General features: G+C 70.5%; 24 protein-coding genes and 1 tRNA gene. 10 read left to right on the forward strand and 15 right to left on the reverse strand.

Features of this window, described 5'->3' with window-relative positions:
* Positions 1-532 precede the first annotated feature (532 nt).
* The 3 genes from BLT72_RS15260 to BLT72_RS15270 all read right to left on the reverse strand — a co-directional run bounded on the left by BLT72_RS15260 (position 533) and on the right by BLT72_RS15270 (position 2984).
* A complete protein-coding gene (locus tag BLT72_RS15260) occupies positions 533-1267 on the reverse strand; it encodes a hypothetical protein (RefSeq protein ID WP_091413910.1) in 735 nt (244 codons plus the stop codon).
* Between the two features lie 372 nt (positions 1268-1639).
* Entirely contained in the window at positions 1640-2371 is a 732-nt protein-coding gene (locus tag BLT72_RS15265; protein WP_091413911.1) for a GAF and ANTAR domain-containing protein, read from the reverse strand.
* A gap of 160 nt (positions 2372-2531) precedes the next feature.
* Positions 2532-2984: a hypothetical protein gene (locus BLT72_RS15270; RefSeq protein WP_157720523.1), complete on the reverse strand. Its 453-nt coding sequence runs from the start codon at positions 2982-2984 to the stop codon at positions 2532-2534.
* 1463 nt (positions 2985-4447) lie between these two features.
* Between BLT72_RS15270 and BLT72_RS15275 the strand changes: the two genes are divergently transcribed.
* From BLT72_RS15275 to BLT72_RS15315, 9 genes are all read left to right on the forward strand, one after another.
* On the forward strand, positions 4448-5650 hold the full coding sequence (locus BLT72_RS15275) for a helix-turn-helix domain-containing protein (RefSeq protein ID WP_091413913.1): 1203 nt from the start codon (positions 4448-4450) through the stop codon (positions 5648-5650).
* Between the two features lie 26 nt (positions 5651-5676).
* A complete protein-coding gene (locus BLT72_RS23600) occupies positions 5677-6201 on the forward strand; it encodes a flavoprotein (RefSeq protein WP_425349249.1) in 525 nt (174 codons plus the stop codon).
* 117 nt (positions 6202-6318) lie between these two features.
* Positions 6319-6723, forward strand: a complete 405-nt coding sequence (locus tag BLT72_RS15285) for a hypothetical protein (protein WP_091413915.1) — start codon at positions 6319-6321, stop codon at positions 6721-6723.
* Position 6724: 1 nt separating this feature from the next.
* A complete protein-coding gene (locus tag BLT72_RS15290) occupies positions 6725-7018 on the forward strand; it encodes a hypothetical protein (RefSeq protein WP_091413916.1) in 294 nt (97 codons plus the stop codon).
* Positions 7015-7212, forward strand: a complete 198-nt coding sequence (locus tag BLT72_RS15295; protein WP_091413917.1) for a hypothetical protein — start codon at positions 7015-7017, stop codon at positions 7210-7212. The genes BLT72_RS15290 and BLT72_RS15295 overlap by 4 nt, the downstream gene beginning before the upstream one ends.
* A 41-nt stretch (positions 7213-7253) precedes the next feature.
* Positions 7254-8645 (forward strand): FtsK/SpoIIIE domain-containing protein, encoded by a 1392-nt coding sequence (locus BLT72_RS15300; protein ID WP_197677058.1) that lies wholly within the window; start codon positions 7254-7256, stop codon positions 8643-8645.
* Positions 8646-8650: 5 nt separating this feature from the next.
* The gene (locus tag BLT72_RS15305; RefSeq protein WP_231930084.1) at positions 8651-10150 is read left to right on the forward strand and encodes a replication initiator; all 1500 of its coding nucleotides are present in this window, start codon (positions 8651-8653) and stop codon (positions 10148-10150) included.
* 178 nt (positions 10151-10328) lie between these two features.
* The gene (locus BLT72_RS15310; protein ID WP_172826087.1) at positions 10329-10541 is read left to right on the forward strand and encodes a helix-turn-helix domain-containing protein; all 213 of its coding nucleotides are present in this window, start codon (positions 10329-10331) and stop codon (positions 10539-10541) included.
* On the forward strand, positions 10525-11664 hold the full coding sequence (locus BLT72_RS15315) for a tyrosine-type recombinase/integrase (protein ID WP_091413920.1): 1140 nt from the start codon (positions 10525-10527) through the stop codon (positions 11662-11664). The genes BLT72_RS15310 and BLT72_RS15315 overlap by 17 nt, the downstream gene beginning before the upstream one ends.
* A gap of 91 nt (positions 11665-11755) precedes the next feature.
* On the opposite strand, the gene BLT72_RS15320 is transcribed toward BLT72_RS15315, so the two are convergent.
* The 6 genes from BLT72_RS15320 to BLT72_RS15340 form a co-directional block, all read right to left on the reverse strand.
* A tRNA-Ala gene (locus BLT72_RS15320) sits at positions 11756-11831 on the reverse strand.
* Between the two features lie 60 nt (positions 11832-11891).
* Positions 11892-12566: a histidine phosphatase family protein gene (locus BLT72_RS15325; RefSeq protein ID WP_091413921.1), complete on the reverse strand. Its 675-nt coding sequence runs from the start codon at positions 12564-12566 to the stop codon at positions 11892-11894.
* Positions 12563-12931, reverse strand: a complete 369-nt coding sequence (rsfS, locus tag BLT72_RS15330) for a ribosome silencing factor (RefSeq protein WP_091413922.1) — start codon at positions 12929-12931, stop codon at positions 12563-12565. Before rsfS ends, BLT72_RS15325 begins: the two co-directional genes overlap by 4 nt.
* 34 nt (positions 12932-12965) lie before the next feature.
* On the reverse strand, positions 12966-13610 hold the full coding sequence (gene nadD, locus BLT72_RS15335; protein WP_280949262.1) for a nicotinate-nucleotide adenylyltransferase: 645 nt from the start codon (positions 13608-13610) through the stop codon (positions 12966-12968).
* 21 nt (positions 13611-13631) lie between these two features.
* Positions 13632-13766: a hypothetical protein gene (locus tag BLT72_RS23350; RefSeq protein ID WP_280949223.1), complete on the reverse strand. Its 135-nt coding sequence runs from the start codon at positions 13764-13766 to the stop codon at positions 13632-13634.
* Between the two features lie 41 nt (positions 13767-13807).
* A complete protein-coding gene (locus BLT72_RS15340) occupies positions 13808-15046 on the reverse strand; it encodes a glutamate-5-semialdehyde dehydrogenase (RefSeq protein WP_091413923.1) in 1239 nt (412 codons plus the stop codon).
* A 274-nt stretch (positions 15047-15320) separates the two neighbouring features.
* Here BLT72_RS15340 and BLT72_RS15345 point away from each other — a divergent pair, with 274 nt between their 5' ends.
* A complete protein-coding gene (locus tag BLT72_RS15345) occupies positions 15321-17360 on the forward strand; it encodes an AAA family ATPase (protein WP_091413924.1) in 2040 nt (679 codons plus the stop codon).
* A gap of 324 nt (positions 17361-17684) precedes the next feature.
* Here BLT72_RS15345 and BLT72_RS15350 read toward each other — a convergent pair whose 3' ends face one another.
* The 6 genes from BLT72_RS15350 to BLT72_RS15375 all read right to left on the reverse strand — a co-directional run bounded on the left by BLT72_RS15350 (position 17685) and on the right by BLT72_RS15375 (position 24149).
* Complete coding sequence (locus tag BLT72_RS15350) at positions 17685-18173, reverse strand: methylated-DNA--[protein]-cysteine S-methyltransferase (protein WP_197677059.1); 489 nt, start codon at positions 18171-18173, stop codon at positions 17685-17687.
* A gap of 2 nt (positions 18174-18175) precedes the next feature.
* Entirely contained in the window at positions 18176-19279 is a 1104-nt protein-coding gene (locus tag BLT72_RS15355; protein WP_091413926.1) for an ABC transporter ATP-binding protein, read from the reverse strand.
* Complete coding sequence (locus tag BLT72_RS15360) at positions 19276-20427, reverse strand: ABC transporter ATP-binding protein (RefSeq protein ID WP_091413927.1); 1152 nt, start codon at positions 20425-20427, stop codon at positions 19276-19278. Before BLT72_RS15360 ends, BLT72_RS15355 begins: the two co-directional genes overlap by 4 nt.
* 1 nt (position 20428) lies before the next feature.
* Entirely contained in the window at positions 20429-21370 is a 942-nt protein-coding gene (locus tag BLT72_RS15365; protein WP_197677060.1) for an ABC transporter permease, read from the reverse strand.
* Between the two features lie 10 nt (positions 21371-21380).
* Complete coding sequence (locus tag BLT72_RS15370; RefSeq protein ID WP_091413928.1) at positions 21381-22406, reverse strand: ABC transporter permease; 1026 nt, start codon at positions 22404-22406, stop codon at positions 21381-21383.
* Between the two features lie 66 nt (positions 22407-22472).
* Positions 22473-24149: an ABC transporter substrate-binding protein gene (locus tag BLT72_RS15375; RefSeq protein WP_172826088.1), complete on the reverse strand. Its 1677-nt coding sequence runs from the start codon at positions 24147-24149 to the stop codon at positions 22473-22475.
* Positions 24150-24199 lie beyond the last annotated feature (50 nt).

Consider the following 24199-nt stretch of genomic DNA (forward strand, 5'->3'; position numbering starts at 1 on the left):
GGCGGCCATCCGCGGCCATGCGAGAGGCAGTGCGGCGCGCCGCATTCAGCTCGACTCGAGTGGCCCGGCGTCCTAGATGACGATCCAGAGCGGCCGCCACGCCGACCAGTCGGCCTGGGCAAGGGCCGTCGAGCAGCACGCGTTGCCACCGACCCTGATTCGATACCCTCGCAACCTTGCCCACATCGGCGGCCTGTGCCACGGGTGGCGCCGAACCGGCCTGCTCCCCTCCGCTCGGCGGTCGGGGCAATCTATCTCTCCATCGAACACACGTTCCAATAGGCGGGTTGGGCAGCGGCGGAAGGACCGGCGGTACGCGATCACGGGCACGACCCGTCACGTCTGGGTGCGGCCCCGACGAGCCTGGGGGTGGCACCGGTCTAGGGGTACGTCTTGGAGTGGCGCAGCCACTCCTACCGTTGGACTGCTCTCGTACTGGTCTCGGCGATGGATGTGGAGGACCGGCCGACCGCAACCCAGCATTCAGCAAATGTCGTCGGTCCACGCGCCTCCTCAACGATCGCCAGCTTGCCTACTTGGATGAGGCCTCGAGTCCGGCGATGATCGTCCGCGCGGCCTTCTCGTCCTCAGCGATGACCAGCCAGGCAGCCTTCTTGCTGGTCCATCCAACGGCATGTCCGGTGAAGTCGTCGTCGCCCTCGGCACCATCGATGCGGCAGGAGAACCAGTTCGTCTTCGACGACCGTGCCGGCGAGTCATACCCTGGGCCTTGACCGCCCTCAAGTGGCTTGATGGTGCCGCGGTAGGAGCGCTTGGCGCAGGCGAAGACGAGCCCGAAGCTGGCTGCAAGGAGCTGCTCGGCGGTGAAGAGCTCCGGCTCGCCGGACTCGGTGTCCGTCGTGGTGTACTCGTCGGTGACGCTGATCGAGTTGTCGTCGCCGTACTGGGCCGAGGCGCTGGCTCCGTACTCCTCCTCCTCCTCGGTCGGAGAAGAGAAGACCTCCAGCGGTTCGCCACGGAAGGTCTGAGGCAGGGCGTTCAGGAGCTTGAGGGCCCCCTGGGTGGTGGCCGGCCAAGACACCTTGTCCACGCCGAACGATGCACCGCTCGTGTCCCGAGCGGCAGGGTCGCTGGTCGTCGACCTCGGGCGCACGGCTGGGGGTTGTGCCTCTGGTGCGGCCTCGGAGACGGCGGCGCTTGGTGCTGCGGGGGTAGCGGTCTCGCTGGCACTGCATGCACCGAGCAGCATCACCAGAGCGCTCGTCAGCGACGTCATCCCGATCCGCGCGACCCGGTCAGTTCTCATCCCCGGATCGTCGCACCAGCAGGGGGCGGGAGCCAGAGGCAACGCGGCCGCAGCCTCCAAGAACCGAAGGGCGCCCCGTAAGACGGTCGGCCACGAGGTGCGTTCCGCACAACCAGTCGGCTTGCGTGCGTTTCGCACAACCGGTTGGCTTGCGGCGCGCCGGCTGCGTTGACGGCCGCTGGCGGACAAGCCGGGAAGGCTGCGCTGCTGAACCCCTCGACCTAGGTTTCGCGCTCTTCGCGCGAACCCACCCCCCATCTACCCGCACGTCGCCGGTTCACCTGGTCGGTCGCCCCCAAGCGATCTGGGCGCTCGGCGGTCGGGTCCCCGTCTGCCGAGACCACCCGTCCATGGGCCTGCGAACCACCCGGGTCAGGAAGCCTGGGACGTCTCGTCGGGTAACTGCCCGAACTGGCCGGTGCGGGCGAGCTCGGCGGCCACGTTGCGGAGCTTGGTGTTGGTGTGTTGACTGACCCGGACCAGTAAGGCGAACGCCTCGACTGAGCCGATCTTGTACCGCTCCATCAAGATTCCCTTGGCCTGCCCGACGAGGTCACGGGAAGCCAGGCTCTCCATTAGGTGGTCGCGGTCTCTGGCGGCGGCCATGGCTACGGCGGCATGGCTGGCGAACAGCAGCCCAACCTGCTCCGACTCCTCGCCGAAGGCGTGCGGCCGGCAGGCGTAGAGGTTGAGCGTGCCAAGAACTTCACCCTCCACCGCCAGCTGGAACGCCATCACGCTGCCCACCCCAACCTCGGCAGCCCGGCCAGCAAACTGCGGCCACCGAGTTTCCTGGGCAACGTCGGGCACCCACGCCATCCGCTCCTCGTGCAGGGCGTCCAGGCAGGGCCCCTCCCCCACCTCGACCTGCACGGCGTCGACCAGCGCCGCCAGCTCACTCGACGGATGCTCAGACACCACCAGTCGACGGGCCTGGACCACGCTGATCGACGCCTCGTCCACACCCGGGATGTGGGTCGCCGCAGCCGCGACCAGACCGTCGAGCATCCCCGCCGTGTCTGACGCGGCCTGCAACGACTGCGCCAACCCGCTCAACGTCTGCGCCAGGTCGTAGCTAGCCGCCACACGCCGCTCGTCGTCCATCGCCAGCCCTCCCTCGTGACAGGCCCTCCGGCCGCACCTCTAACTACGCGCCTGCCACAGACTCCGGATTCGGGACACAGTCAGCGGGTCTGCTCGGCCAGATTATCGGCGGCCGGAGTAGGTATCTAGGTTCAGGTGAGAACCCGCGAGGGACCGTCCTCTATTGAGGCTTGGTGGCGGAGGCCTCCAACAGTTGACGGGCGTACTCAGGAAGCTGCGCCCCGGCGGAAGCAGCTTGCTGCCGCAGTTGCCGGGGAGCCCGGTCGGGGGTGATGCCCAGGCCGATCAGGACACCTTCGGCTCGGTTGACGGCTGAGAGCTCGTCCGACCCGGCCAGTCGCGGCGTCAGCACTGCGGGTAGGGGATCTCGGTCGAGGTATACGGCGGCCGGAACGAGGGCGCGATCACCTGAGCTTGGTGCTCGACTGAGATAGCTGAGGTCAGCATCGAGGTCGACCAGCGCGCCCGGCTGGTGCGCGTAGACGGTTACGCACAGCTGTGAGCAGGAGCCGAGCATCGAGAACCGAAGCGACGTGGCCGGCGGCTGCTGAGCAGCGGGGTCGACGATGGTCAAGGTCAGCTTGCCGACCACGCCGACCATGGTGACGGTCAAGCCGAGAAACGACGGAACGACCTGAGAGAGCCAGTCATCAGCGCACGCACCGAAGCGCTCACGTCGTCGAGAGCTGCCGTGTCGGGGCTGAGGCTGCTCAGATGCTGGATCATGATTCGGCGTCCTAGTCGTGGTCCCAGAGAGCGACAATATCGCGCGTCGCGCTCAGGCCGGCGTCGACCTCGGCTGCGCTGATGGCCACCACAGCAGTCCCGTCCTCGTGGCGCCCCCTGGACTGAAGGCGACTTGGCGGCCGCCGCCCACCACGTCGCTGACCTGAAAGTCTGGGCGGCAGACCGTCAGGCTGCCGCGGTGTGGAGGGCAGGTTGTTCGCAATGCCGGTGAGCATCCCAGTTCCGGGGGCAGAGCTCGCAGGCCTGGTAGTAGATTGCGCCCCCACCACCCAGACTCGAATAATTAGCGCCCGAATAAGTGGCGCGCGACGGACAACCCAGTGGGGTCGCGCCTCGGGGCGAACGGAAACAATTACACGGGCGCTGTGCGTGCAGCGATTGATTTCCACCCGGCATATTCCTACTGTGCCCAGACAACTGATTCCGTAGGTAGGGTCGGACACCGAAGCGCAGGGGGCGCCGCTTCGCGATCGGCTCACGCCAGCGCGTTCCCTCCCCTCGCGCTGATGAATTGGGCCGGAGACGGCCGGCAGCCCGACGTCAGGCGGGCTGCCGGCCTGAACCTCGCAGCGGATCCCTCCCCAGGTGTCGCGCGAGGCCTTCGCAGACCCTAGGGCTGGTGCGCACGCCATAAGATCGCGGACGACAGAACTTAGGACTTTAGTCCCATCTGGTGAGGCTACCTCCAGGCCTGCTCGCGGTTTGGGCTCAGGGTGAGCAACCAACGGTGCGCCGTCGCGCTCCAACTGAGCCTGAGCAAGCCCGGGCGCCTCACAGGGTGGACGCGCCCGGGCTCTCGGGTTCTCAAAGCGGGGAACCCTGAGTCCTCGTGCGCTAGACGGTACGGGCGGGACACGGGTCCCGGAAGACGGCGGTAGAAAGCACCAGCAAGGTTGTACGTTCAGGGAAAATGACCTCTGGAGGCACGCACGGGACTGAGCCTCAGAGCTCACGCCGACGGTGCGGCCGTGATTGGAGAGGCTCAGGGTTCGGCACGGGACGCGCGGAGCCAACCGCTGCACGCTCGGCCACTGCACGCGTCCCGCACGACGGTCGGCTTGCGTGCCTCCACGGCGAGGGTCGGCTCTCGCGCAGTCGGTCAGAGCCTGGTCGCTGTTGCCACATACAGCCTCTGCCCATCCGTCTTACTCTGCGCCCGGTGGCAGGTCAGACTGGCTAGAAGGTGCTCTTGGACGAGCTTTGCTGACTAGGAGGCAGGGCGCGGAAGGCCGTGCCGGCTGTGCTCTGCAGTTGCCGGGAGGAGCGCCGACGAGCTCACGCCTCTTGCGCCTACTGATAGCCAGAGGGGCAGTGTGGAACGCTTGACCCATGGTGAGCGCATCGATCGGTGAGCGGGTCGCTATTGCACGGCGACGGCGGGGCCTGAGCCAAGCTGTCCTCGCCAATTTGATTGGTCGATCGGAGTCCTGGCTCAGCCAGGTGGAGCGCGGGGTGCGCTCTGTTGATCGTCTGCCAGTCCTCATGGATCTGGCCGAGGTGCTTCATGTGGAAGTCGAGGCTCTGCTCGGCAGGCCTTGGAAGTTCGCTCCGAACGGCACGTCGTCGCCTGACGAGCTGTCGGAGGTCCGGCACTACCTGAACGGCTATGCCCATCTGTTCCCGTTCGCCGAAGCAGACGTGTCGTTGCCTGATCTGAAGGTTGCGATCACCGATGGGCACACCGACTACCAGGGCGCTCGGTACGCGCGTGCCGCCACCAACCTGACCGGCCTGTTGACTGCTGCTGATGTGCTTGATCGGCGCCCGCAGCCTCACGCTCTCGATGCGATCCAGATCTACGTATCCGGGTACCTCCTGGCGGCGAAGCTCCTTTGCAAGCTCGGTGCCGCGGAGTTGGCCATGCTGGCTGCAGATCGAGCTGCGTCTGCTGCGATGCATGGGGACTCAGAAGCCGATCGGCTCCTGACTGGGTACCAGGTGGTTGCCGGTCTGCTCAGGGCCGATCAGGTGGAGGATGCGGAGGCGCTGGCGCTGCGCTTGGTGGAGCCGATTGCTGCGCCGGGGATCGAGGACAACCCCGATCTGTTGTCGGCCGCCGGGTCACTCTGGTTGCTGACCGCGGTCATCGCCGCGCGCCGAACTGAGAAGTACGAGGCTCTGCGTCGACTCGACCAGGCGACCGTTCTCGCGGAACTGCTCGGCCGGGACGCGAACTACGGCTGGACTGCGTTTGGACCCACCAACGTGGCTATTCACCGGGTGTCGGTTGCGGCTGAGCTTGGCGACCCCGGCGAAGCTCTTGCAGCCGCCGCACTAGTGCATCTGGACCAGCTGCCGAATGGGTTGACCGGACGGCGGGCACAGTTGCACGTCGAGCTGGCTTGGGCGAACGCACAGGGCAAGCGCGACTCGGAGGCAACGTTGCACTTACTGGAAGCCGAGAAGATCGCCCCGCAACTGCTGCGGTACAACCCGCTGGTTCGGGAACACATTAGGGAGATGCTGGCTCGCTCCAAGAGCAGCACCACCATGCTTCATGACCTCGCCGTTCGCGCCGGCGTTCTCGATTAGTCGTGCAGGAGCGACGACTTGAGCTGGTGGTCTGTGCGGCACCCCTGGCACGTCGGGCCCACGATCTCGCCGCACACCTGACGGCATCTGGCTGGGACGTCACTGCCACCACCTCGGTGAATGCGATCAGTTGGGTAGACACAGGCGCGCTGGCAGCCGTGAGCAGGGCAGTAGCAGACCGCTCACCTGGTACACCGCGTCCCCGACCCGCATCAGCGGTCGTTCTCGCGCCTGGCACCTTCAACACGCTGAACAAGCTGCGAAGTGGAATCTCAGACACTCCGGCGCTCGGCGTGCTCAACGATGCGATCGGGCAGCAGCTCCCCCTCTTGGTCATTCCGATGATCAGCGAACGTCTGATTGACCATCCGGCGTGGGCGGAGACGACCACATGGCTAAGCCACCTCAATGTGACGTTCCTAGACCCGTCGACCGGCAGAACCGGTGCGATCGGACCCCTCCGCTCCGGCACTGGCGAAGAAGTCACCGCCCGGTTCAGCCCCGCTTGGGTAACTGGTTGGGCGAATGGTCTGCCGGCAGCAGCCCGCTAGCTAGGCGACGCCTCGACCCGCACTTTCGTGCGGGTAGTACCGGAGTGTGGGGTGTTGCTGTAGTCCTTGCCGAAGGTTGGTTCAGCGCAAACAGCGCGACCGATCAGGAGGCGTGGCATGGCGATGCAGGGTGGTTTCAGGGTGGCGTGTGCGGACTTGTTCCCGCACGGACTGGGTGTGGTGGGGGCGGTGACGTCCTCGGATGACTTCGAGGCGTCGACGAAGGAGCGCCGGGTGCAGGCCCGAGACAAGGTGTCGGGTCTGCCGCTGTGGCAGGTCGACGTCATGGACTTCGACCCGGAGGCGCGGGAGCGGACGTTCCGGGTGAAGATCGCCGCAGCGGTCCAGCCGGTGCCGCCGTCGGCGGTGGAAGGGGTGCCGGTCCGGCCTGTGGTGCTGGAGGGCTTGACGGTCATGCCGTGGCTGGACGACCGGGGGGCCCGGCCACGGATCGCCTACAGCTTGAAGGCGACCGGTCTTGCGGCGCCGAAGCGGCTCGCTGACACCGGCAAGGCGGCCTGAGGTGTCCTCGGAGGTGCTGGTGGGGCTGCGTCGTTGGTCGGCGGGTTCGGCGACGGATGCGGCGGCGGTTGAGCTGCTGGCCTTGGTGGCGGACGGCCGGCTAATCCAGCGGTCGTGTCCGTGGGTGCAGCCGTGTGGCCGGCTCGGTTGGTTCTGCCTGGACGCGGTGCCGCTGACGCAACTGCAGGGCCGGCTGCGCGGGGTCGACCGGCATTTGGTGGCCCTGGTGGTCGCCCTCCTCACCAACAAGCGGGTCAGCAGGGCCGGCCGCGCTGACGTGGAGGCTGCAGCGTGAGCGTCGTGGGGGCGGCGATCATCCTCGGGCTGATCGTGGCGGCGCTGGTGAAGATGAAGACCGCTCGACCGGTCGTGGTGGTTGTCTGCGTGCTGTTCGGATTGGTGCTCGGGGCGACGCCGATTGGTGACGGTCTGTACGCGGGTGTGGCGGCGGTCGGGGCGTGGCTGTCCGATGCAGTGACGGGCCTCTGATGGCCGGCCTGTCCTCGGCACGGTCCGACCAACCGATCCAGGTGCGCACCCCAGCCGTCCGGGTCAGCGCTGGCCTGGTGGCGTCGGGCTGGCTGCTCCGCCGGCTGTGGCGCCTCGTGGTGGTCACGGCGGCGACCCCAGCAGCACTCGGCGGCCTGGTCCTCGTCGTGGTCGGGGTGCTGCTGTGGTCGGCGTCGCCGCTGCTCCTGCTGGGCGCAGTCGGTGTTCTCGCGCTACTGCTGCTGGTTGGTCGTCTCCTGTGGCCTCAGCGCTGGCTCATCTGGCTGCGACTGCCGGTTCGCAGCTGGTGGCGGGGCTGGTTCGTCTACCGGCACCGTTGGGCGGCGGCGATGGACACCGCCGGCCTGACCACGAGCTGGCGCGGCACGCTGTGGAACCCGACCGTCCTCACCGTCACGAGCACGCTGTCGGTCGACCGGGTGCGGGTGCGGATGCTGCCCGGCCAGACCGTCGAGGACTACGCCGCGGTCTCGGACCGGCTTGCTCAGACGTTCGGCGCGACCGCGGTCCGCGTCCACTCGGTGCCGCAGCGCCCGCATCACGTCGAGGTCTGCCTGCTCACCGCGGACCCGCTCACCCAGGTGGTCGAGCCACTCCCGATCGAGGACCAGGTCCTCACCGCGGGACTGCCGTTGGCGCTGGCCGAGGACGGCCGGACGTGGCGACTGCAGCTAGTCGGCTCCCACGTCCTCGTCGTCGGCGCCACCGGAGCCGGGAAGGGATCGGTGATCTGGTCCCTCCTGCTGCACCTGGCCCCGCTCATCCGGTCCGGCCTGGTCAACGTGTGGGCGGTCGACCCGAAGGGCGGAATGGAACTCGCAGGCGGCCGGAGCCTGTTCGCCCGCTTCGCCCACGGCGACTCCGATGCTGCCGCCGGGTACGAAGCCACGTTCGCCGAGGTGCTCGAGGACGCGGTTGCGCTGATGCGTCGTCGTCAGGACAGGCTCCGGGGCGTCACCCGCCTCCACCAGCCGTCTACCAGCGAGCCACTCGTAGTCCTGGTCGTCGACGAGCTCGCGGCGCTGACCGGCTGGGTGACCGACCGGACCGCGAAGAAGCGCATCGAAGCCGCCCTCGGACTGCTGCTCTCCCAGGGCCGGGCGGTGGGGGTCGTCGTGGTGGGGGCAGTGCAAGACCCTCGGAAGGACGTCCTTCCGATGCGGGATCTGTTCCCCACCCGGATCGCGCTGCGACTCAACGAAGCCGAACAGGTCAACCTCGTCCTCGGGCCCGGCGCCCGCAACCGCGGTGCCCAGGCCGACCTGATTCCCGACAGCCTTCCCGGCGTCGGCTACGTCACCGTCGACGGCTCCGCGGAACCCGTCCGGGTGCGATTCTCCAACGTCACCGACCAAGACATCGCGCAGCTGGCCGCGCCGGCCCTGCAGTTGCTGCCCGGCGGTGCAGCATGATGTCGGTGCTGGACGGCCCGGTGATCACCGCGGACATGGCTCGTGAGCTCGCCCTGTCGCAGAAGGTGTGCATCCGACCGCTGCTCCGCCGCGTCCACGACCGCCACGACGACACCGAGGACGTCGTCGCACTCCCCTGCGGGTCCACCCGGGAGGCGGTATGCCCGCCCTGCGCGTACAAGGCCCGGGTCCTTCGCATGCAGCAGTGCACCGCAGGCTGGCACCGCACCGACGAACCCGAGCATTGCCCCGCACCGCCGCGTGACGACCAGGACGAGGACCAGGCCGACGACGACCTCGATCGGCGGGTCAGGTCCACGCGGCGGCGGCAGGATGCCCCCGACCTCCCCCGTGTGCCACAGGAGAACCGGACCGTCGGCCGGGTCTTTGCAACCGCGGACGGCCGGGAGTACCGGCCCAGCATGTTCCTGACCCTGACCATGCCCTCTTACGGCGCGGTCACCTCGGCCGGGGTCCCCGCCGACCCACCGAACTACAACTACCGGCGGCAGGCGCTTGATGCGCTGCACTTCGCCCGGCTGGTCGACCGGTTCTGGCAGAACCTCCGACGCGCCGCCGGCTACAAGGTGCAGTACTTCGGCGCCGTCGAACCTCAACGCCGCCTCGTCCCGCACCTGCACGCAGCCCTCCGCGGCGCGATCCCGAGGGCGACGATCCGGGAGGTGGTCGCGGCGACCTATCTGCAGCTGTGGTGGCCTTCGTTCGACCGTCCCGTCTACGTCCACCGGACCCCGGTCTGGGACGGCGAATCCTATGTCGACGCAGACACCGGGGAGGTGCTGCCCACTTGGGATCAGGCTCTCGACCGGCTGGCCGCTGACCCGGAGGCGAAGCCGGTGCATGTGATGCGGTTCGGGCGGCAGGTCGACATGGCGGGCATCATCGCCCCGAGTGAAGACGCTGACCGGGCTGTGCGCTACTTGACCAAGTACCTGACCAAAGCTGTCGCCGATACGCACACGAGCGAGGGCGGCCCTGATCCGGCCGCCGAAGCCCACGCCGACCGGCTGCATGCCGAGCTGCGCTTCCTGCCCTGCTCAGAACGGTGCGCCAACTGGCTTCGCTACGGCATCCAGCCCGATGCCGCCGGGCCCGGTCTGCAGCCCGGACGGTGTGCATCGAAGGCGCACGACCGCGAGCACCTCGGCCTCGGCGGGCGGCGCGTCCTCGTCTCCCGCCAGTGGTCCGGCAAGCGCCTGGCTGAGCACAAGGCCGACCGAGCCACCGTGGTCCGCGAGGCGCTCCTGGCCGCCGGGCTGGTCGCCCCTGAGACCGAACGACTCGCCGCTGCCGTCACCCTGTCTGACGGATCGCCGCGCTTCGTCTGGACCGACACCCGTCCAGACGCACGCACCTACGCCCGCGTTCTTCTCGCCTCCATCGCCGAACGGCACAGATGGCGGGAACAGTACGAAGCCGCGAAAGCAGCTGGACCCCTTGTGGACAACCGTCCGGCAACCGCTCCCCCGACCGACCCCGGCTGAGCGACCACTTTGCTCGGGCTCCTCGATGGCCGCCGATCTTCTGGTCCCCGAATCGGTCGTCAAGGGTGAGCGCAGCGAATCCGCAGGATCCGAAGGGCCCTTGACGACCGATTCGGGGACCAGACCCTGACCTGTCGGGGAGACCGAGCACCACCTGATGACGAGAGGAACGACCACCATGACGCAGATGGCCCAGCCAGCGCGGGTGCTGTATGCCGTGACCGAGGCGATGGCGATGCTGAACCTGAGCCGGAGCCAGATCTACGAGCTGATCCGGTCCGACCGCTTGCTCACCGTCACCGTTGGCCGGCGTCGGTTGGTGCCGGCGGAGTCGATCACGGCGTATGTCGCTCGGCTGGTCGCGGAGGCAGGCCATGGTCACGCGGCGTAGCCGGGGTGAGGGCGCTCTCTACTGGAACGATTCGCGCCAGCGATGGATGGCCACGGTTGATCTGGGCTTCACGCCGCTGGGGAAGCGGCGCCGTGCCTACATCAGCGCGAAGACCAAGACTGAGGCGAAGGCGAAGTTGATGGCGCTGCGCCGCGACCAGTCGGACGGTCTTCCCATCGAGCAGCGCGGGTACACCGTCCGGGAGGCAGTCGAGTCGTGGCTGCAGTACGGGCTCGTCGGGCGGGAACCGAGCACGGTCGAGAACCGGCGGATCATGGCACAGAAGCACGTCATCCCGGCACTGGGCTCTCGGAGACTCCTCGAGCTGACTGCTGAGGAGGTTGACGCGTGGTTGGCCGAGAAGGCGCGGATTCTTTCGACGGACAGCGTCGTGCGGCTGCTGTCGATCTTGCGAAGTTCGATTCACCGTGCTCAGGCGCGCGAGCTGGTCCGGCGCAATGTGGCGCTGCTGTGCCAACCACCGCGAGGCACCGTCGGCCGTCCGTCGAAGTCGCTGACCCTCGATCAGGCGCGCGCCGTGCTCGCTGCGGCCGAAGGCACTGCGATGTACGCCTACGTGGTTGTCTCGCTGCTGACCGGGGCCCGGACAGAGGAACTGCGAGCGCTGAGGTGGGCGCGCCTTGACCTGGACGGGGACCCGCCGTCGATCGAGGTCTGGCGATCGGTGCGTCGGGGTGGAGAGACCAAGACACCGCGGTCGCGTCGCACCCTCGAGCTGCCCGATCGCGCCCGGGACGCCCTTCGCACGCACCGCCAGCTGCAGCGCGAGGCGAGACTGCAGGCAGGGCCGCGGTGGGTCGAACAGGGCCTGGTCTTCTGCACCTCGTGGGGCACTGAGCTGGACGCCGCGAACGTCCGCCGCTCGTTCCGTGCTGTCGCGAAAGCAGCGGGTCTGGACTCCGAGAAGTGGACCCCGCGCGAGCTCCGGCACAGCTTCGTCTCGTTGTTGTCGAACTCCGGCGTGCCGATCGAGGACATCGCGCACCTGGTGGGGCACGCGAACACGCGTACGACGGAGAAGGTCTACCGCAAGGAACTGCGCCCGGTTCTGACTAAGGGCGCCCGGACGATGGACTCGATCTTCAAGGACGATGTCGGATGACTTTGGCTGTCAGTGTGGCTGTCAAGGTCATCCGTTGGCCGCTCAGCGGAACCAGTTGTGAGGTCGAGATCGCTGTGGTCAGCGGTGTTGATGGTGGAGCTTAGGGGATTCGAACCCCTGACCTCTTCCATGCCATGGAAGCGCGCTACCAACTGCGCCAAAGCCCCTCGCGGGTGTCTTCGGGAGCCTCCGACCGTGCGGCCGGTGCCCCTGACGACCCCGAAATACTAGCCTGCCGCCACCCGCGTCGCGAAATCGAGCCGGTCCTCGAGCGGGTCGCTGGGCTCCAGCGCGGTCGCGTTGTACTGCTCGATCCGCCAGTAGCGGCCGGACCGGTGGCGGTCGACGCTCACCCAGGCGCAGTTGGTCAGCCCGCCGAGCAGCCGGCGGTGCTCGGGCGGCAGCCCCACGAGCTCGGCGACGCCCACCCGGCCGGCCAGTCCGTGGCTGGCCGCGACGACCGTGCTGCCGTCGGGCGCGGCGTCGGCGAGGTCCCGCAGCGCCTCCGCGACCCGGAGCCCGACCTCGGTCGGGCTCTCCCCCGTCGCCGAGCGCCGGACGTCCTCGCCGGCGCGGAGCCGGCGGGACGCCTCGGGGTCGACGCGCTCGACGTCCTCGCCGAGCAGTCCCTCCCAGGAGCCGACGTGGATCTCCCGCAGCCGGCGGTCCGTGGTCACGGGCAGCCCGGTGAGGTCGGCGAGCGCGCCGGCGGTGTCGCGGGCGCGGCTGAGGTCGCTGGCCCACAGCACGGCCGGCTCCAGGACGGCCAGCGCGGCGGCGGCACGGGCGGCCTGCTCGCGCCCGACGTCGTCGAGCCCGATGTCGGCCTGGCCCTGGAAGCGGTTCTCGACGTTCCAGGGGGTGCGGCCGTGCCGCCAGACGATGATGCGGGAGGCGGTCACCGGCGTTCGTCGAGCCCGAGCGGGATCACCGGGCAGTCGCTCCACAGCCGCTCGAGGGCGTAGAACTTGCGCTCGTCGCTGTGCTGGATGTGGACGACGAGGTCGAGGTAGTCGAGCAGCACCCAGCGCTGCTCGCGGTCGCCCTCGCGGCGGACGGGCTTGGCGTCCAGCGCCCGCAGGGCCTCCTCGACGCCGTCGACGACGGCGCCGACCTGGCGCTCGTTGCTGGCGGTGATGACGAGGAACACGTCGGTGATGGCCAGCTGGTCGGAGACGTCGTAGGCGATGAGGTCGGTGCCGAGCTTGTCCACGGCGGCCTCAGCGGCCTTCCGGGTGAGCTCGAGGGCACGGTCGGTAGCGGTCACGATCTTCTTCCTGTCGGTAGACCGGGTTCGGTCCTCACGGGCGGTAGAGCCCGCGCTTGGCGATGTACTGGACGATGCCGTCGGGCACCAGGTACCAGGTCGGTTCCTGGTCGTGCACCCGCTTGCGGCACGCCGTGGAGGAGATGGCCAGGGCCGGGATCTCCATCACCGTCACCCGGTCACGGGGCAGCTGGTCGATGACGGTGGTGTCGAGCTCGACCCCCGGCCGGGTGCAGCCGACGAAGTGGGCCAGGTCGAACAGCTGGTCGGAGTTCCGCCAGGTGAGGATCTGGGTCAGCGCGTCGGCACCGGTGATGAAGAAGAGGTCGACGTCCTCACCCCGCTCGGCACGTAGGTCCTCGAGGGTGTCGACGGTGTAGGTGGGACCGTCCCGCTCGACGTCGACCCGGCTCACGGTGAAGCGCGGGTTGGAGGCCGTCGCGATGACGGTCATCAGGTAGCGGTCCTCGGCCGAGGACACCTCGCGGTCGGCCTTCTGCCACGGCTGACCGGTCGGCACGAAGACGACCTCGTCGAGACGGAAACGGCTGGCGACCTCGCTGGCGGCGACGAGGTGGCCGTGGTGGATCGGGTCGAAGGTGCCACCCATCACCCCCAGGCGGTGCCGGTGGTCGGGGTCCTCCGCCCGGGTGCGGGCGAGACCGGTGGCGCGCGGCAGCGACGACTGCTGGGAACTCACCTAGCTGTGCGGGCGGCCCTTGCCGATCGCCACGGTGACGGCGAGCAGCAGGACGAGCAGGCCGAAGGCGATCAGGCCGAAGGCGAAGGGCGGGAGCGGCAGCTCGGTCTCCAGCGGGAGAAGTCCCAGGGTCATGGGTCGAGCCTACCGGTCGGCCGCAGCCGTCCGTTCCGCGCTCACGGCCGCGTCTGGCCCGAGCCGGTGAGCACGTACTTGGTGGAGGTCATCTCGGCCAGCCCCATCGGACCGCGCGCGTGCAGCTTCTGGGTGGAGATGCCGACCTCGGCGCCGAAGCCCAGCTCACCGCCGTCGACGAACCGGCTGGAGGCGTTCACCAGGACGGCGGCGGCGTCGACCTCGGCGGTGAAGCGAACGGCGGCGCTCTGCGACGCGGTGACCAGGGTCTCGCTGTGCCCGGTGCTCCAGCGACGGATGTGGGCCAGGGCGGCGTCGAGGTCGTCCACGACGGCGGCGGCGAGGTCCAGCGCGAGGTACTCGGTCTCCCAGTCCTCCGGGGTCGCCGGGACCACCTCGCCGAAGGCGGCGACGCGGCCGTCGCCGTGCACCGTCACCCCGGCTGCGGCCAGGGCCGGCAGCGCGAGCGGCAGGAACGTCGCCGCGGCGTCCGCGTGCACCAGCAGCGTCTCGACGGCGTTGCACACCGAGGGCCGCTGGACCTTGGCGTTGAGCAGGATCTCCAGGGCCATCGCCGGGTCGGCCGACGCGTCGACGACGAGGTGGCAGTTGCCCACCCCCGTCTCGATGACCGGGACCTGGCTGGAGCGGACGACGTGCTCGATCAGGCCGGCCCCGCCGCGCGGGATGAGGACGTCGACCTGCCCGCGGGCGGCCATCAGCTCGTCGGTCACCGAGCGCGGGCCGGGCACCAGCTGGACCGCGTCGGCCGGCAGACCGGCCTCGACCAGCCCGTCCCGCAGCGCCTCGACGACCGCGGCGTTGGACGCGGCCGCCGAGCTGGAGCCGCGCAGCAGGGCCGCGTTGCCGGACTTCAGGCAGATGCCCCCCGCGTCGGCGGTGACGTTGGGCCGGGCCTCGTAGATGATGCCGACGACGCCGAGGGGCACCCGGACCTGCCGCACCTGCACGCCGTTCGGGTTCGTCCACCCGCGGACGACGTCCCCGACCGGGTCGGGCAGCACGGCGAGGTCGCGCAGGCCCTCCACCATCCCGGCGACCCGGTCCGGGGTCAGCCGCAGCCGGTCGACGAGGGCGGCGGTGGTGCCGGCGGCCTCGGCACGGGCGACGTCGGCGGCGTTCGCCTCCAGCACGGCGGTCTCGGCCTTGCCCAGCGCGTCGGCCATCGCGTGCAGGCCCCGGTCCTTGACGGCCCGGGTGGCGCCGGCCAGCTCCAGGGCCGCCGCCCGGGCCCGCGTGGTCTGCTCGAGCACGGTCACGGACGCCAATCTAGCGCGCCACGCCGGAGCCACCGCGCCTGACGGCGGGCCGGTCCACCAGCCGGTCGCGGGCCCGGGAGGGGGTCCGGTCCGTCCGTCGCGGTCCTCTCCTGGGCCCGCCCGCTCCCCGCTGCCGTGAGCCGTGGATCACGGTTCATCCCCAGCCCGGACCCATCCGGGCCCGCGCCGGGGTCAGGGGATGAAAGGATGCACCTACCCGGGAGCGGGGGGTCCGTCGGCAGCGACGGAGTTTTTCGGGGACAGGAGCGGGACGTTGACACGGTTGGTTCTGCCGGAGCATCTGGCGGTGCTGATGTCGGGGCGGCAGTACATCGACGTCGTCGGCCCCGCCCACCCCTGGCCGATCCCCGCCGGCTGGTGGGACCACGCCCGCAGCCGGGTGCGGGAGCTGGTGGAGGACCCCCGCGCCGGCGCCACCCAGAACTGGACGAGCTGGCCCGAGCACACCCGTGACGTCGCCCCCTTCCTGCAGAACCTCGCCATGTCGCTGGGCGGCTACGTCGCCATCTTCGCCGGGGAGTTCGCGCAGTTCCCCGAGCAGCTCGTCGACGAGTACCTCTCCCCCACCCAGCGGCGGGAGCCGATGGTGGCCCGCAACTGGTACATGACCGACTGCGAGTGGCCGCTCTTCCTCTACAAGTACGCGGGCAACGACCCGACCGCCCGCCGCGGGGCGCTGGAGCTGTCGCAGGAGTGCGTCCGGCTGCTGAGCGAGATCGGGCCGCTGCGCCCCCGGGCGGAGGCCCTGCTGGGGATCTACGAGCGCGTGCTGCAGACCCGGGAGCTGCGCGAGTTCCACACCACCGCCCCGTTCCCCGAGGTCGCCCGGCTGTGGCGGCACTCGCTGATGACCGAGGCCGAGCAGGAGGTGCTGCCGGAGATCGGCGGCTGGGGCGCGGCCCTCTCCTGGTCCTACCAGGGCCTGCAGGCCGCGCACCAGCACCTCAGCCGGGTGACCAGCCGGCCGGAGACGCTGGCGGAGGTCGTCGCCTCGATGGCGCTCTGCGACAACGTCGACACGCTGCCCGCCGGGCTCGCCGTCGCCGTCGGCTCCGAGCAGTTCGAGGAGATCAGCCAGGCCTTCGAGGTGCGCCAGCACGGCTTCGACGCCGTGGAGTGGCTGCAGGCCAACCGCGGCTGGCTGGCCCGCACGCTGCTCGCCGGCGAGATCGACGCCTGCCGCGCCTGGCTGGCGATGGCCGCCCAGGTGTCGCGGGTCGTCGCCGGGCTGCCCGGGCCGCCCACGCCGTCGGCCGCCCCGGACACGATCGGCTTCGTCACCGACGTCGAGGAGCTGTTCACCTTCCGGCCCGCCGCCAACCCGATGGTCGGGTCCTTCGGCAGCGCCCCCGTCCCGGCCGGCCGGGTGGCCCCCGCCGTCCGGGTGCCCCGACCGCTGGGCTCCGAAGCCGAGGAGGACGAGCTCGACGACGACACCGGCGTCCCCGAGGTGGAGATCGGCGACCCGCAGGGCGAGCTGGCCGACCTCGTCGGGCTCGCCCCGATCAAGGAGCAGGTGCGTCGGCTGGTCGCCGAGGCCAGGGCCGACCAGCTGCGGACCACGGCCGGGATGCCCGACCGGCACCGCTCCCGGCACATGGTGTTCGTCGGCAACCCGGGGACGGCCAAGACCACCGTGGCCCGGCTGCTGGCCCGGATCTACGCCCAGCTGGGCACGCTGTCCAACGGTCACCTGGTGGAGGCCAGCCGGGTCGACCTGGTCGGCCAGTACATCGGCCAGACCTCGCCGAAGGTCCGCAAGATGTTCAACAAGGCCTCGGGCGGGGTGCTGTTCATCGACGAGGCGTACGCCCTGATCCCGCACGACTCGCACCGCGACTTCGGCGTCGAGGCCGTCTCCACGCTGCTCAAGCTGATGGAGGACCGGCGCGACGAGGTCGTCGTCATCGTCGCCGGCTACCCGCGCGAGATGCAGCGCTTCCTCTCGTCCAACCCGGGGCTGGCGTCGCGGTTCCCGAAGACGCTGACCTTCGACGACTACGACGACGACGAGCTGTTCGCCATCTTCCGGCTGGTCGCCGGGCAGGCCGGCTTCGAGGTCGGCCCCGGCGTCGAGGAGCGGGTCCGCGCCCTGATCCCGGACCCGCACCCGCCCGGCTTCGGCAACGGCCGCTTCATCCGCAACGTCTTCGAGGAGGCGGTCTCCATCCAGGCCGAGCGCCTGGTGGCCCTCACCGACCCGACCGTCGAGGACATCCGCACCCTCGTCGCCGCCGACCTGCCCACCGAGCCCCCGCGGGACGACCCGAAGCTGCAGGGCTTCTACCTCTGACCCTGCCGTCGGGGGCAGGTCCGCGGTGGCCGCCGCGGCTGCGCGGTGACGGCCGCGGCTGCGCGGGCCCGGGCCTGAGCCCGGTCCCCCACTTCACACCCCTGCGGTGGACTTCACACCCCGTGCACGGGGTGTGAAGCCGGTCTACGGGGTGTGAAGTGGGGGACCAGCCGGGGGTGGGGGTCGGCGGCCGCGGAAGCCCGCCCGCGCCCGCCGCACTGCTGCCCGGCCGTGCCTGCCCGCTGTGCCCGGCCGTGCCCGCCGCACTGCTGCCCGGCGCCCGCAGCACTGCTGCCCGGGCGCGGGTCGCGGTGGGACCACCGCTCAGAGCAGGGTCGGCGGCAGGGCGCCCTCGTGCTCGAGGAGCCAGCGCTTGGTGGCGATCTCCTGGCCCGGCTCGCCCCCGGAGTACCCGCCCAGGCCGTCGCCGGCGACGACGCGGTGGCACGGGATCACCAGGGGGACGGGGTTGGCGCCCATGATCGAGCCGATCGCCCGGGCCGGCAGACCGGTGCCGCTGCGCGCCGCCAGCTCGCCGTAGGTGATGGTCGTCCCGCAGGGGATCGTCCGCAGGGCGTCGAGCACGGCGCGCGTCGCCGGCTCCAGCCGCGGCAGGTCCAGCGGGAGGTCGAACTCCCGGCGCTGGCCGGCGAAGTACTCCCGCAGCTGACCGACGACCTGCTGCACCGTCTCGTCGGGCTCGGTGGACGCGCCGCTGACGGCGAGCCCCCAGCCGAGGCCGCGCAGCCCGGCCGGCCCGCCGAGCACCCCCAGCACCCCGACCTGCGAGTCGTACTGGTCGAAGAACAGCACGGTCAGCCCCGGGCGCCGGCGACGGGCACCGGCACGTCGGGCTCCACCAGCAGGGTCGGGTCGGCGACGTGGACGGCGCCGCTGCGGATGTCCTCGGCCCAGTGGCAGGCCACCAGCCGGCCCTCCGTGCCCTCGACCGCACGCAGGGCGGGCACCTCGGTGTCGCAGCGGGTCGGCTGCCGGTAGGGGCAGCGGGTGTGGAACCGGCAGCCCGACGGCGGGTTGGCCGGGCTGGGCAGGTCGCCGCGCAGCAGGATCCGCTCCCGCCGGTCCTCGACGTCGGGGTCGGGGATCGGGATGGCCGACATCAGCGCGATCGTGTACGGGTGCAGCGGCTCGGCGTAGAGGTCGTCGCTGTCGGCCTGCTCGACGATGGTGCCCAGGTACATCACGCCGATGACGTCGCTGATGTGCCGGACGACGGCGAGGTCGTGGGCGATCACCAGGTAGGTCAGCCCGAGCAGGTCCTGCAGGCCCTCGAGGAGGTTGATCACCTGCGCCTGGACCGAGACGTCGAGGGCGCTGACGGGCTCGTCGGCGATCACCAGGTCGGGGTTGAGGATCATCGCCCGGGCGATGCCGATCCGCTGCCGCTGACCGCCGGAGAACTCGTGCGGGTACTTCGCCAGCGCCGAGCCCGGCAGCCCGACGACGTCGAGCATCGACGACGCCTTGGCGGCATGGCTCCTCGCGGAGTCGCGGCCGAACTCCTGGCGGTCGGCCTCGGCCAGCCCGTGCACGGTCAGGGGCTCGGTGAGCAGGCTCTCCACCGACGCCCGCGGGTCGAGGCTGGAGAGCGGGTCCTGGAACACCATCTGCATCCGCCGTCGCATCTTGCGCAGCGGCTCCGGCCCGAGGTCGCGCAGGTCCTCGCCGTCGAAGCGGACCTGGCCGTCGGTCGGCTCCTCCAGCCGGAGGATGGCGCGGCCCAGCGTCGACTTGCCGCAGCCCGACTCCCCCACCAGCCCGAAGGTCTGCCCGCGCCGGACCTGCAGGTCGACGCCGTCGACGGCGCGCACGTGGCCCACCGTCCGGTCGAACACCAGCCCGCGCTTGATCGGGAAGTGGACCTTGAGCCCCGAGACCTCCAGCAGCGGCTCGCTCATCGACGCTCCCCCTCGTCCAGGCCCGACTTGTCAGCGTTGGTGGTCGTCCCGGCGACCACCGCCGCTGACAGGTCGGACGACGTGTGCGCAGGACCGGCCGCCTCCGCCGCCGGGTGCACGCAGCGCACCTCGTGGGCCAGCCGGCCCAACGGCTCGAGCGGCAGGTCGGCGACGATGCAGTCGTCGGCGGCGTGCCGGCACCGGGGCGCGAAGGCGCAGCCCTGCGACCAGCCGAGGACGTCGCGGGGCGTGCCCGGGATCGGCCGCAGCGGCTCGCCGCGGGGGGCGTCCAGCCGCGGGATCGAGGCGAGCAGGCCCTCGGTGTAGCGGTGCCGCGGGTGCCCGAACAGCTCCCGGCGGGGCGCCGCCTCCACCACCCGGCCGGCGTACATCACGTTGACGAAGTCGCACAGCCCGGCGACGACGCCGAGGTCGTGGGTGATCATCACCATGGCGGTCCCGAGGTCGTTGACGAGCTCCTTGAGCAGCTCGAGGACCTGGGCCTGGATGGTGACGTCGAGGGCCGTCGTCGGCTCGTCGCAGATCAGCAGCGCCGGCTTGCAGGCCAGGGCGATGGCGATCAGCGCGCGCTGCCGCATGCCGCCGGACAGCTGGTGGGGGTACTCCTTGAGCCGACGGCCCGGGTCGGGGATGCCGCAGCGGCGCAGCAGGTCCTCGGCCTCGTCGCGCGCGGCGGAACGGCTGATGTCCTGGTGCCGCAGCAGCACCTCCGTCACCTGCGTGCCGACGGGGACGACCGGGTTGAGCGAGCTCATCGGGTCCTGGAAGACCATCGCCAGCTCGCGCCCCCGCAGGTCCGACAGCTGGCCGGCCGGCAGGGTGAGCAGGTCCTGCCCGCGGTAGAGGGCCTGCCCGCTGACCTGGACGCCGCGGCTGGGCAGCAGCCCCATCACCGCCATCGAGGTGACGGACTTGCCGCTGCCGGACTCCCCGACGATGCCCACGACCTCCCCGGGCTTGACGGCGAAGGAGACCCCGTCGACGGCGCGGGTGGGGTGGCCGCCACGCCGCTGGAAGGTGACCCGGAGGTCCTTGACCTCCAGCAGCACCTCGTTGCGGTTGACCGGCCCGCGGGCCGAGCGGCGGACGAGGGTGCGGTCCTGGACCCCGGTGGTCGACGTGCTCATGTCATCTCCTTGACTTCGGGTCCAGCGCCTCGCGCAGCGCCTCGCCGAAGAGCGTGAAGCCCAGGGCGGTGACGGCGATGCAGAGGCCGGGGAGCAGGGCCAGGTGCGGGTCGCTCTGCAGCCGGTCCTGGGCCTTGACCAGCATCCGGCCCCACTCGGCCGTGGCGGGGTCGGGCGCCCCGAGACCCAGGTAGGACAGCGCCGCGACCTCGATGATCGCCGTCGCCAGGCTGAGCGTCGCCTGCACGATGACCGGTCCGAGCGAGTTCGGCAGCACGTGGCTCATCACGATGGTGCGGCGGCGCAGGCCCAGCGAGACCGAGGCGAGCACGTAGTCCTGGTTGCGCTGCGCCAGCATCGAGCCGCGCAGCAGCCGGGCGAAGATCGGCACCTGGGCGGCGCCGATGGCGATCATGATCGCGCTGGGCCGCTGCCCGAGGACGGCGGCGATCGACACGGCCAGCAGCAGGGACGGGATCGACAACAAGATGTCCACCACCCGCATCACCGCCGTGTCGACCCAGCCGCCGAGCCCACCGGCGAGGGTCCCGAGCACCGCCCCGCCGAGCAGGCCGAGGGCGGTGGAGACGACGCCGATGATCAGCGAGGCCCGGGCGCCGTAGAGCAGCTGGGTGAGCAGGTCGGAGCCGAAGGAGTCCAGGCCCAGCGGGTGGTCCGCGGAGCGGCCGGGCACGCTGCTGGGCGTCACCTCCTCGATCCACTCGGTGCTGGCCGGCCGGTACGGGGTGAGCAGCGGCGCGAAGACGGCGACCAGCACGAACAGGGCCACGATGACGGCGCCGATGATGGCGCTCGGGTTGCGGCGCAGCCGCTGGAAGGCCCCGCGCCAGAGGCTGGTGCCGCGGTCGTCCGCCGCACCGTCGCCCATCAGCTCGGCCAGCGCCTGCGGCCGGTCGGGCGCCACCGTGTCGAGCGCGGTCACGTCGTCCCCCTCACGCGGCACGCAGCCGCGGGTCGATGACGCCGTAGAGCAGGTCCACGGCCAGGTTGATCAACGCGTAGATGACCGCGATGAAGAGGATGAAGCCCTGCAGCACGGCGAAGTCGAGCCCGCTGATGGCGTCGAACAGGTAGGACCCGATCCCGTTGAACGCGAACACCGACTCGGTCAGCACCGCCCCGGCCAGCAGCGCACCGGTCTGCAGGCCGATGGTCGTGGTGACGGGCAGCATGGCGTTGCGCAGCACGTGCCGCCGGGTGATCAGCCCGCGGGCCAGGCCCTTCGAGCGCGCGGTGCGGACGTAGTCCTCGTTGAGCACGTCGATCACCGACGCCCGGGTCATCCGCACGATGATCGCCAGCGGGATGCAGCCGAGGGCGATGCCGGGCAGCACCAGGTGCACGAGGGCGTCCCACGACGCGTCCCACTCCCGGGTCAGCAGCCCGTCGAGGACGTAGAAGTTGGTGATGTGGGTCGCGTCGATCCGCGCGTCCTGCCGCCCGGACGTCGGCAGCACGGCCAGCGCCCCCAGCGGGCCGGGCAGCCCCACGGCGAAGACGATCTTGAGCAGGTAGGCCAGCACGAAGACGGGGACGACGACCCCGAGCAGCGAGCCGGCCACGAAGATGCGGTCCAGCCACCCCCCGGCCCGGGTCGCGGCCAGGAACCCGACGGGGATGCCGACCACGACGGCGAACAGCAGCGCCGCGAGGCTCAGCTCGACGGTGGCCGGGAACCGCTCGAGGAAGGTGCCCAGCACCGGTAGACCGGTCCGCGGTGAGGTGCCGAAGTCGCCCTGCAGCAGCCGGGCGGTGTAGGTCAGGTACTGGGTGAGCAGCGGCTTGTCGAAGCCGTACTGCGCGTTGACGGCGGCGATGGACTCGGGGGTGGCCTTCTCGCCCAGCAGCGCCCGGGCGGGGTCGCCGGGCAGCGCCCGCACCCAGGCGAACAGCAGCAGGCTGAGCCCGAACAGCACCGGGACCAGCAGCAGCAGCCGACGGATCGTGAACCTCAGCACGGGCCGGACCCCCCGGTCACCGTGCCGGCCCGCCCCGACCCGCGCGGGGTCGGGGCGGGCCGCCGGTCACTTGCTGACGGTGACGTTGTTCCACACCTCGTCCTGGACGGGGCTGGCCACGAAGCCCTGGACGCCGGGCGCGAAGGCCAGCGACGGGGCCGGGTGGGCCAGCGGGACGCCCGGGGCGTAGTCGGCGATCTCGGCGCCGATCTTCTCGTACGCCGGGACCTGCTCCTCGCGGGTCGGCAGCTCACGGGCCGCCGCCAGGTCGGCGAACAGCTTCTTGTTGTCGAAGCCCCACTCGCTCGACTTGCGGCCGAAGAAGACGCCCAGGAAGTTGTCCGGGTCGTCGTAGTCGCCGGTCCAGCCGAGCAGGTGGATGTCGTGCTTGTCGACGCCCGCGTCGCCCTGGATCATGTCGAGGTAGTCCGGGCTCCACTTGGCGGCGACCGGGGTGACCTTGATGCCGGCCTTCTCGAGCTGGCTCTTGATCACCGCGAAGGTGTCCTCCGGGGCCGGCATGTAGGGCCGCGAGACCCCCGTCGGGTAGGCGAACTTGAGCTCCAGGTCGGACTGCCCCGCGTCGGCGAGCAACTGCTTGGCCTTGTCCAGGTCGTAGGGGTAGGCCTCGACCTGGTCGTTGTAGCCCGCGACCGTCGGCGGGATGAACTCGATGGCCGGCTCGGAGCCCTCGGGCAGCGAGGACTTGACGACGGCCGCGCGGTCGATGGCGTAGGTGATCGCCTGGCGGACCCGGACGTCCTGCAGCGCCTTGTTCTTCTGGTTCATGCCCAGGTAGAGGATGTTGAAGGCGGGCCGGTTGACGATCTGGAAGCCGTCGTCCTTCAGGGGCTGGATGTCGGCCGGGCCGACCAGGTCGTAGCCGTCGATGTTGCCGGCCTGCAGCTCCTGGGTGCGGGCCTTGGCGTCGCTGATCGTCCGCACGATGACGGTGGCCGTCTTGGCCTTCTCGCCCCAGTAGTCGGGGTTCGCCTTGAGCGTGACCTGCTGGCCGCGGTCCCAGGTGTCGAACAGGTAGGGCCCGGTGCCGGTCGGGTGGGCCGTGGCGTACTCGGAGAACCGCGGGTCGTCCTCCGTGCCCTCGGTCTTGTCCGCGTTGTACTGGGTCAGCGCGCCCGGGCTCTGCATCGAGAACGCCGGCAGGGTCATCGCCTGCACGAAGCCGGCGAACGGCTTGGCCAGCTTGACGACCGCCTGGTTGGCGCTCGGCGCCTCGCAGCTGTCGTAGACGCCGCCGGTCTTGCCGGTCTTGAAGCCCTTGAACAGGCTGTTGTAGTAGTAGCTGATGTTCTCGGACTGGTTGACGCCGGTCCAGTTGTACCAGCGGTCGAAGTTGGCGCAGACGGCCTCGCCGTTGAAGTCGGTGCCGTCGGAGAACTTGACGCCCTCCCGCAGGTCGAAGGTGTAGCTCTTGCCGTCCGCGGACGGCGTCCACTTGGTGGCGAGCAGCGGCTCGACGTCGGTGGTGCCCGGCTTGGCGCCGACGAGGCCCTCGAAGATCTGCCGGGAGATCCGGAAGGTCTCGCCGTCGCTCGCCATGGCCGGGTCGAGCATGACCGGGTCGGAGGACGCCGCGAAGACGAACGTGGCGTTGCTGCCGGCGTCGGCGCTGGTGTCGGAGCCCGCGTCGCGCTCGCTCTGCGCGCAGGAGGCGAGCGCGGTGACGGTGGCCAGGGAGGCGAGCACCGCCAGCGTCTTCTGGAAGGTTCTGGGGATGGTCAACGTCCACCTCGTGGGTGCGGCCACCCCCCCGGGAGACCAGCGTCGGCTGA

Source organism: Friedmanniella luteola (genome assembly GCF_900105065.1).
Classification (GTDB): Bacteria; Actinomycetota; Actinomycetes; order Propionibacteriales; family Propionibacteriaceae; genus Microlunatus; species Microlunatus luteolus.

Coding starts and splice junctions, on each gene's coding strand:
- BLT72_RS15260 (WP_091413910.1), bottom strand. CDS start 1,267: ATGAGAACTGACCGGGTCGCGCGGATCGGGATGACGTCGCTGACGAGC.
- BLT72_RS15265 (WP_091413911.1), bottom strand. CDS start 2,371: ATGGACGACGAGCGGCGTGTGGCGGCTAGCTACGACCTGGCGCAGACG.
- BLT72_RS15275 (WP_091413913.1), top strand. CDS start 4,448: ATGGTGAGCGCATCGATCGGTGAGCGGGTCGCTATTGCACGGCGACGG.
- BLT72_RS15285 (WP_091413915.1), top strand. CDS start 6,319: ATGGCGATGCAGGGTGGTTTCAGGGTGGCGTGTGCGGACTTGTTCCCG.
- BLT72_RS15310 (WP_172826087.1), top strand. CDS start 10,329: ATGACGCAGATGGCCCAGCCAGCGCGGGTGCTGTATGCCGTGACCGAG.
- BLT72_RS15315 (WP_091413920.1), top strand. CDS start 10,525: ATGGTCACGCGGCGTAGCCGGGGTGAGGGCGCTCTCTACTGGAACGAT.
- BLT72_RS23350 (WP_280949223.1), bottom strand. CDS start 13,766: ATGACCCTGGGACTTCTCCCGCTGGAGACCGAGCTGCCGCTCCCGCCC.
- BLT72_RS15355 (WP_091413926.1), bottom strand. CDS start 19,279: ATGAGCGAGCCGCTGCTGGAGGTCTCGGGGCTCAAGGTCCACTTCCCG.
- BLT72_RS15360 (WP_091413927.1), bottom strand. CDS start 20,427: ATGAGCACGTCGACCACCGGGGTCCAGGACCGCACCCTCGTCCGCCGC.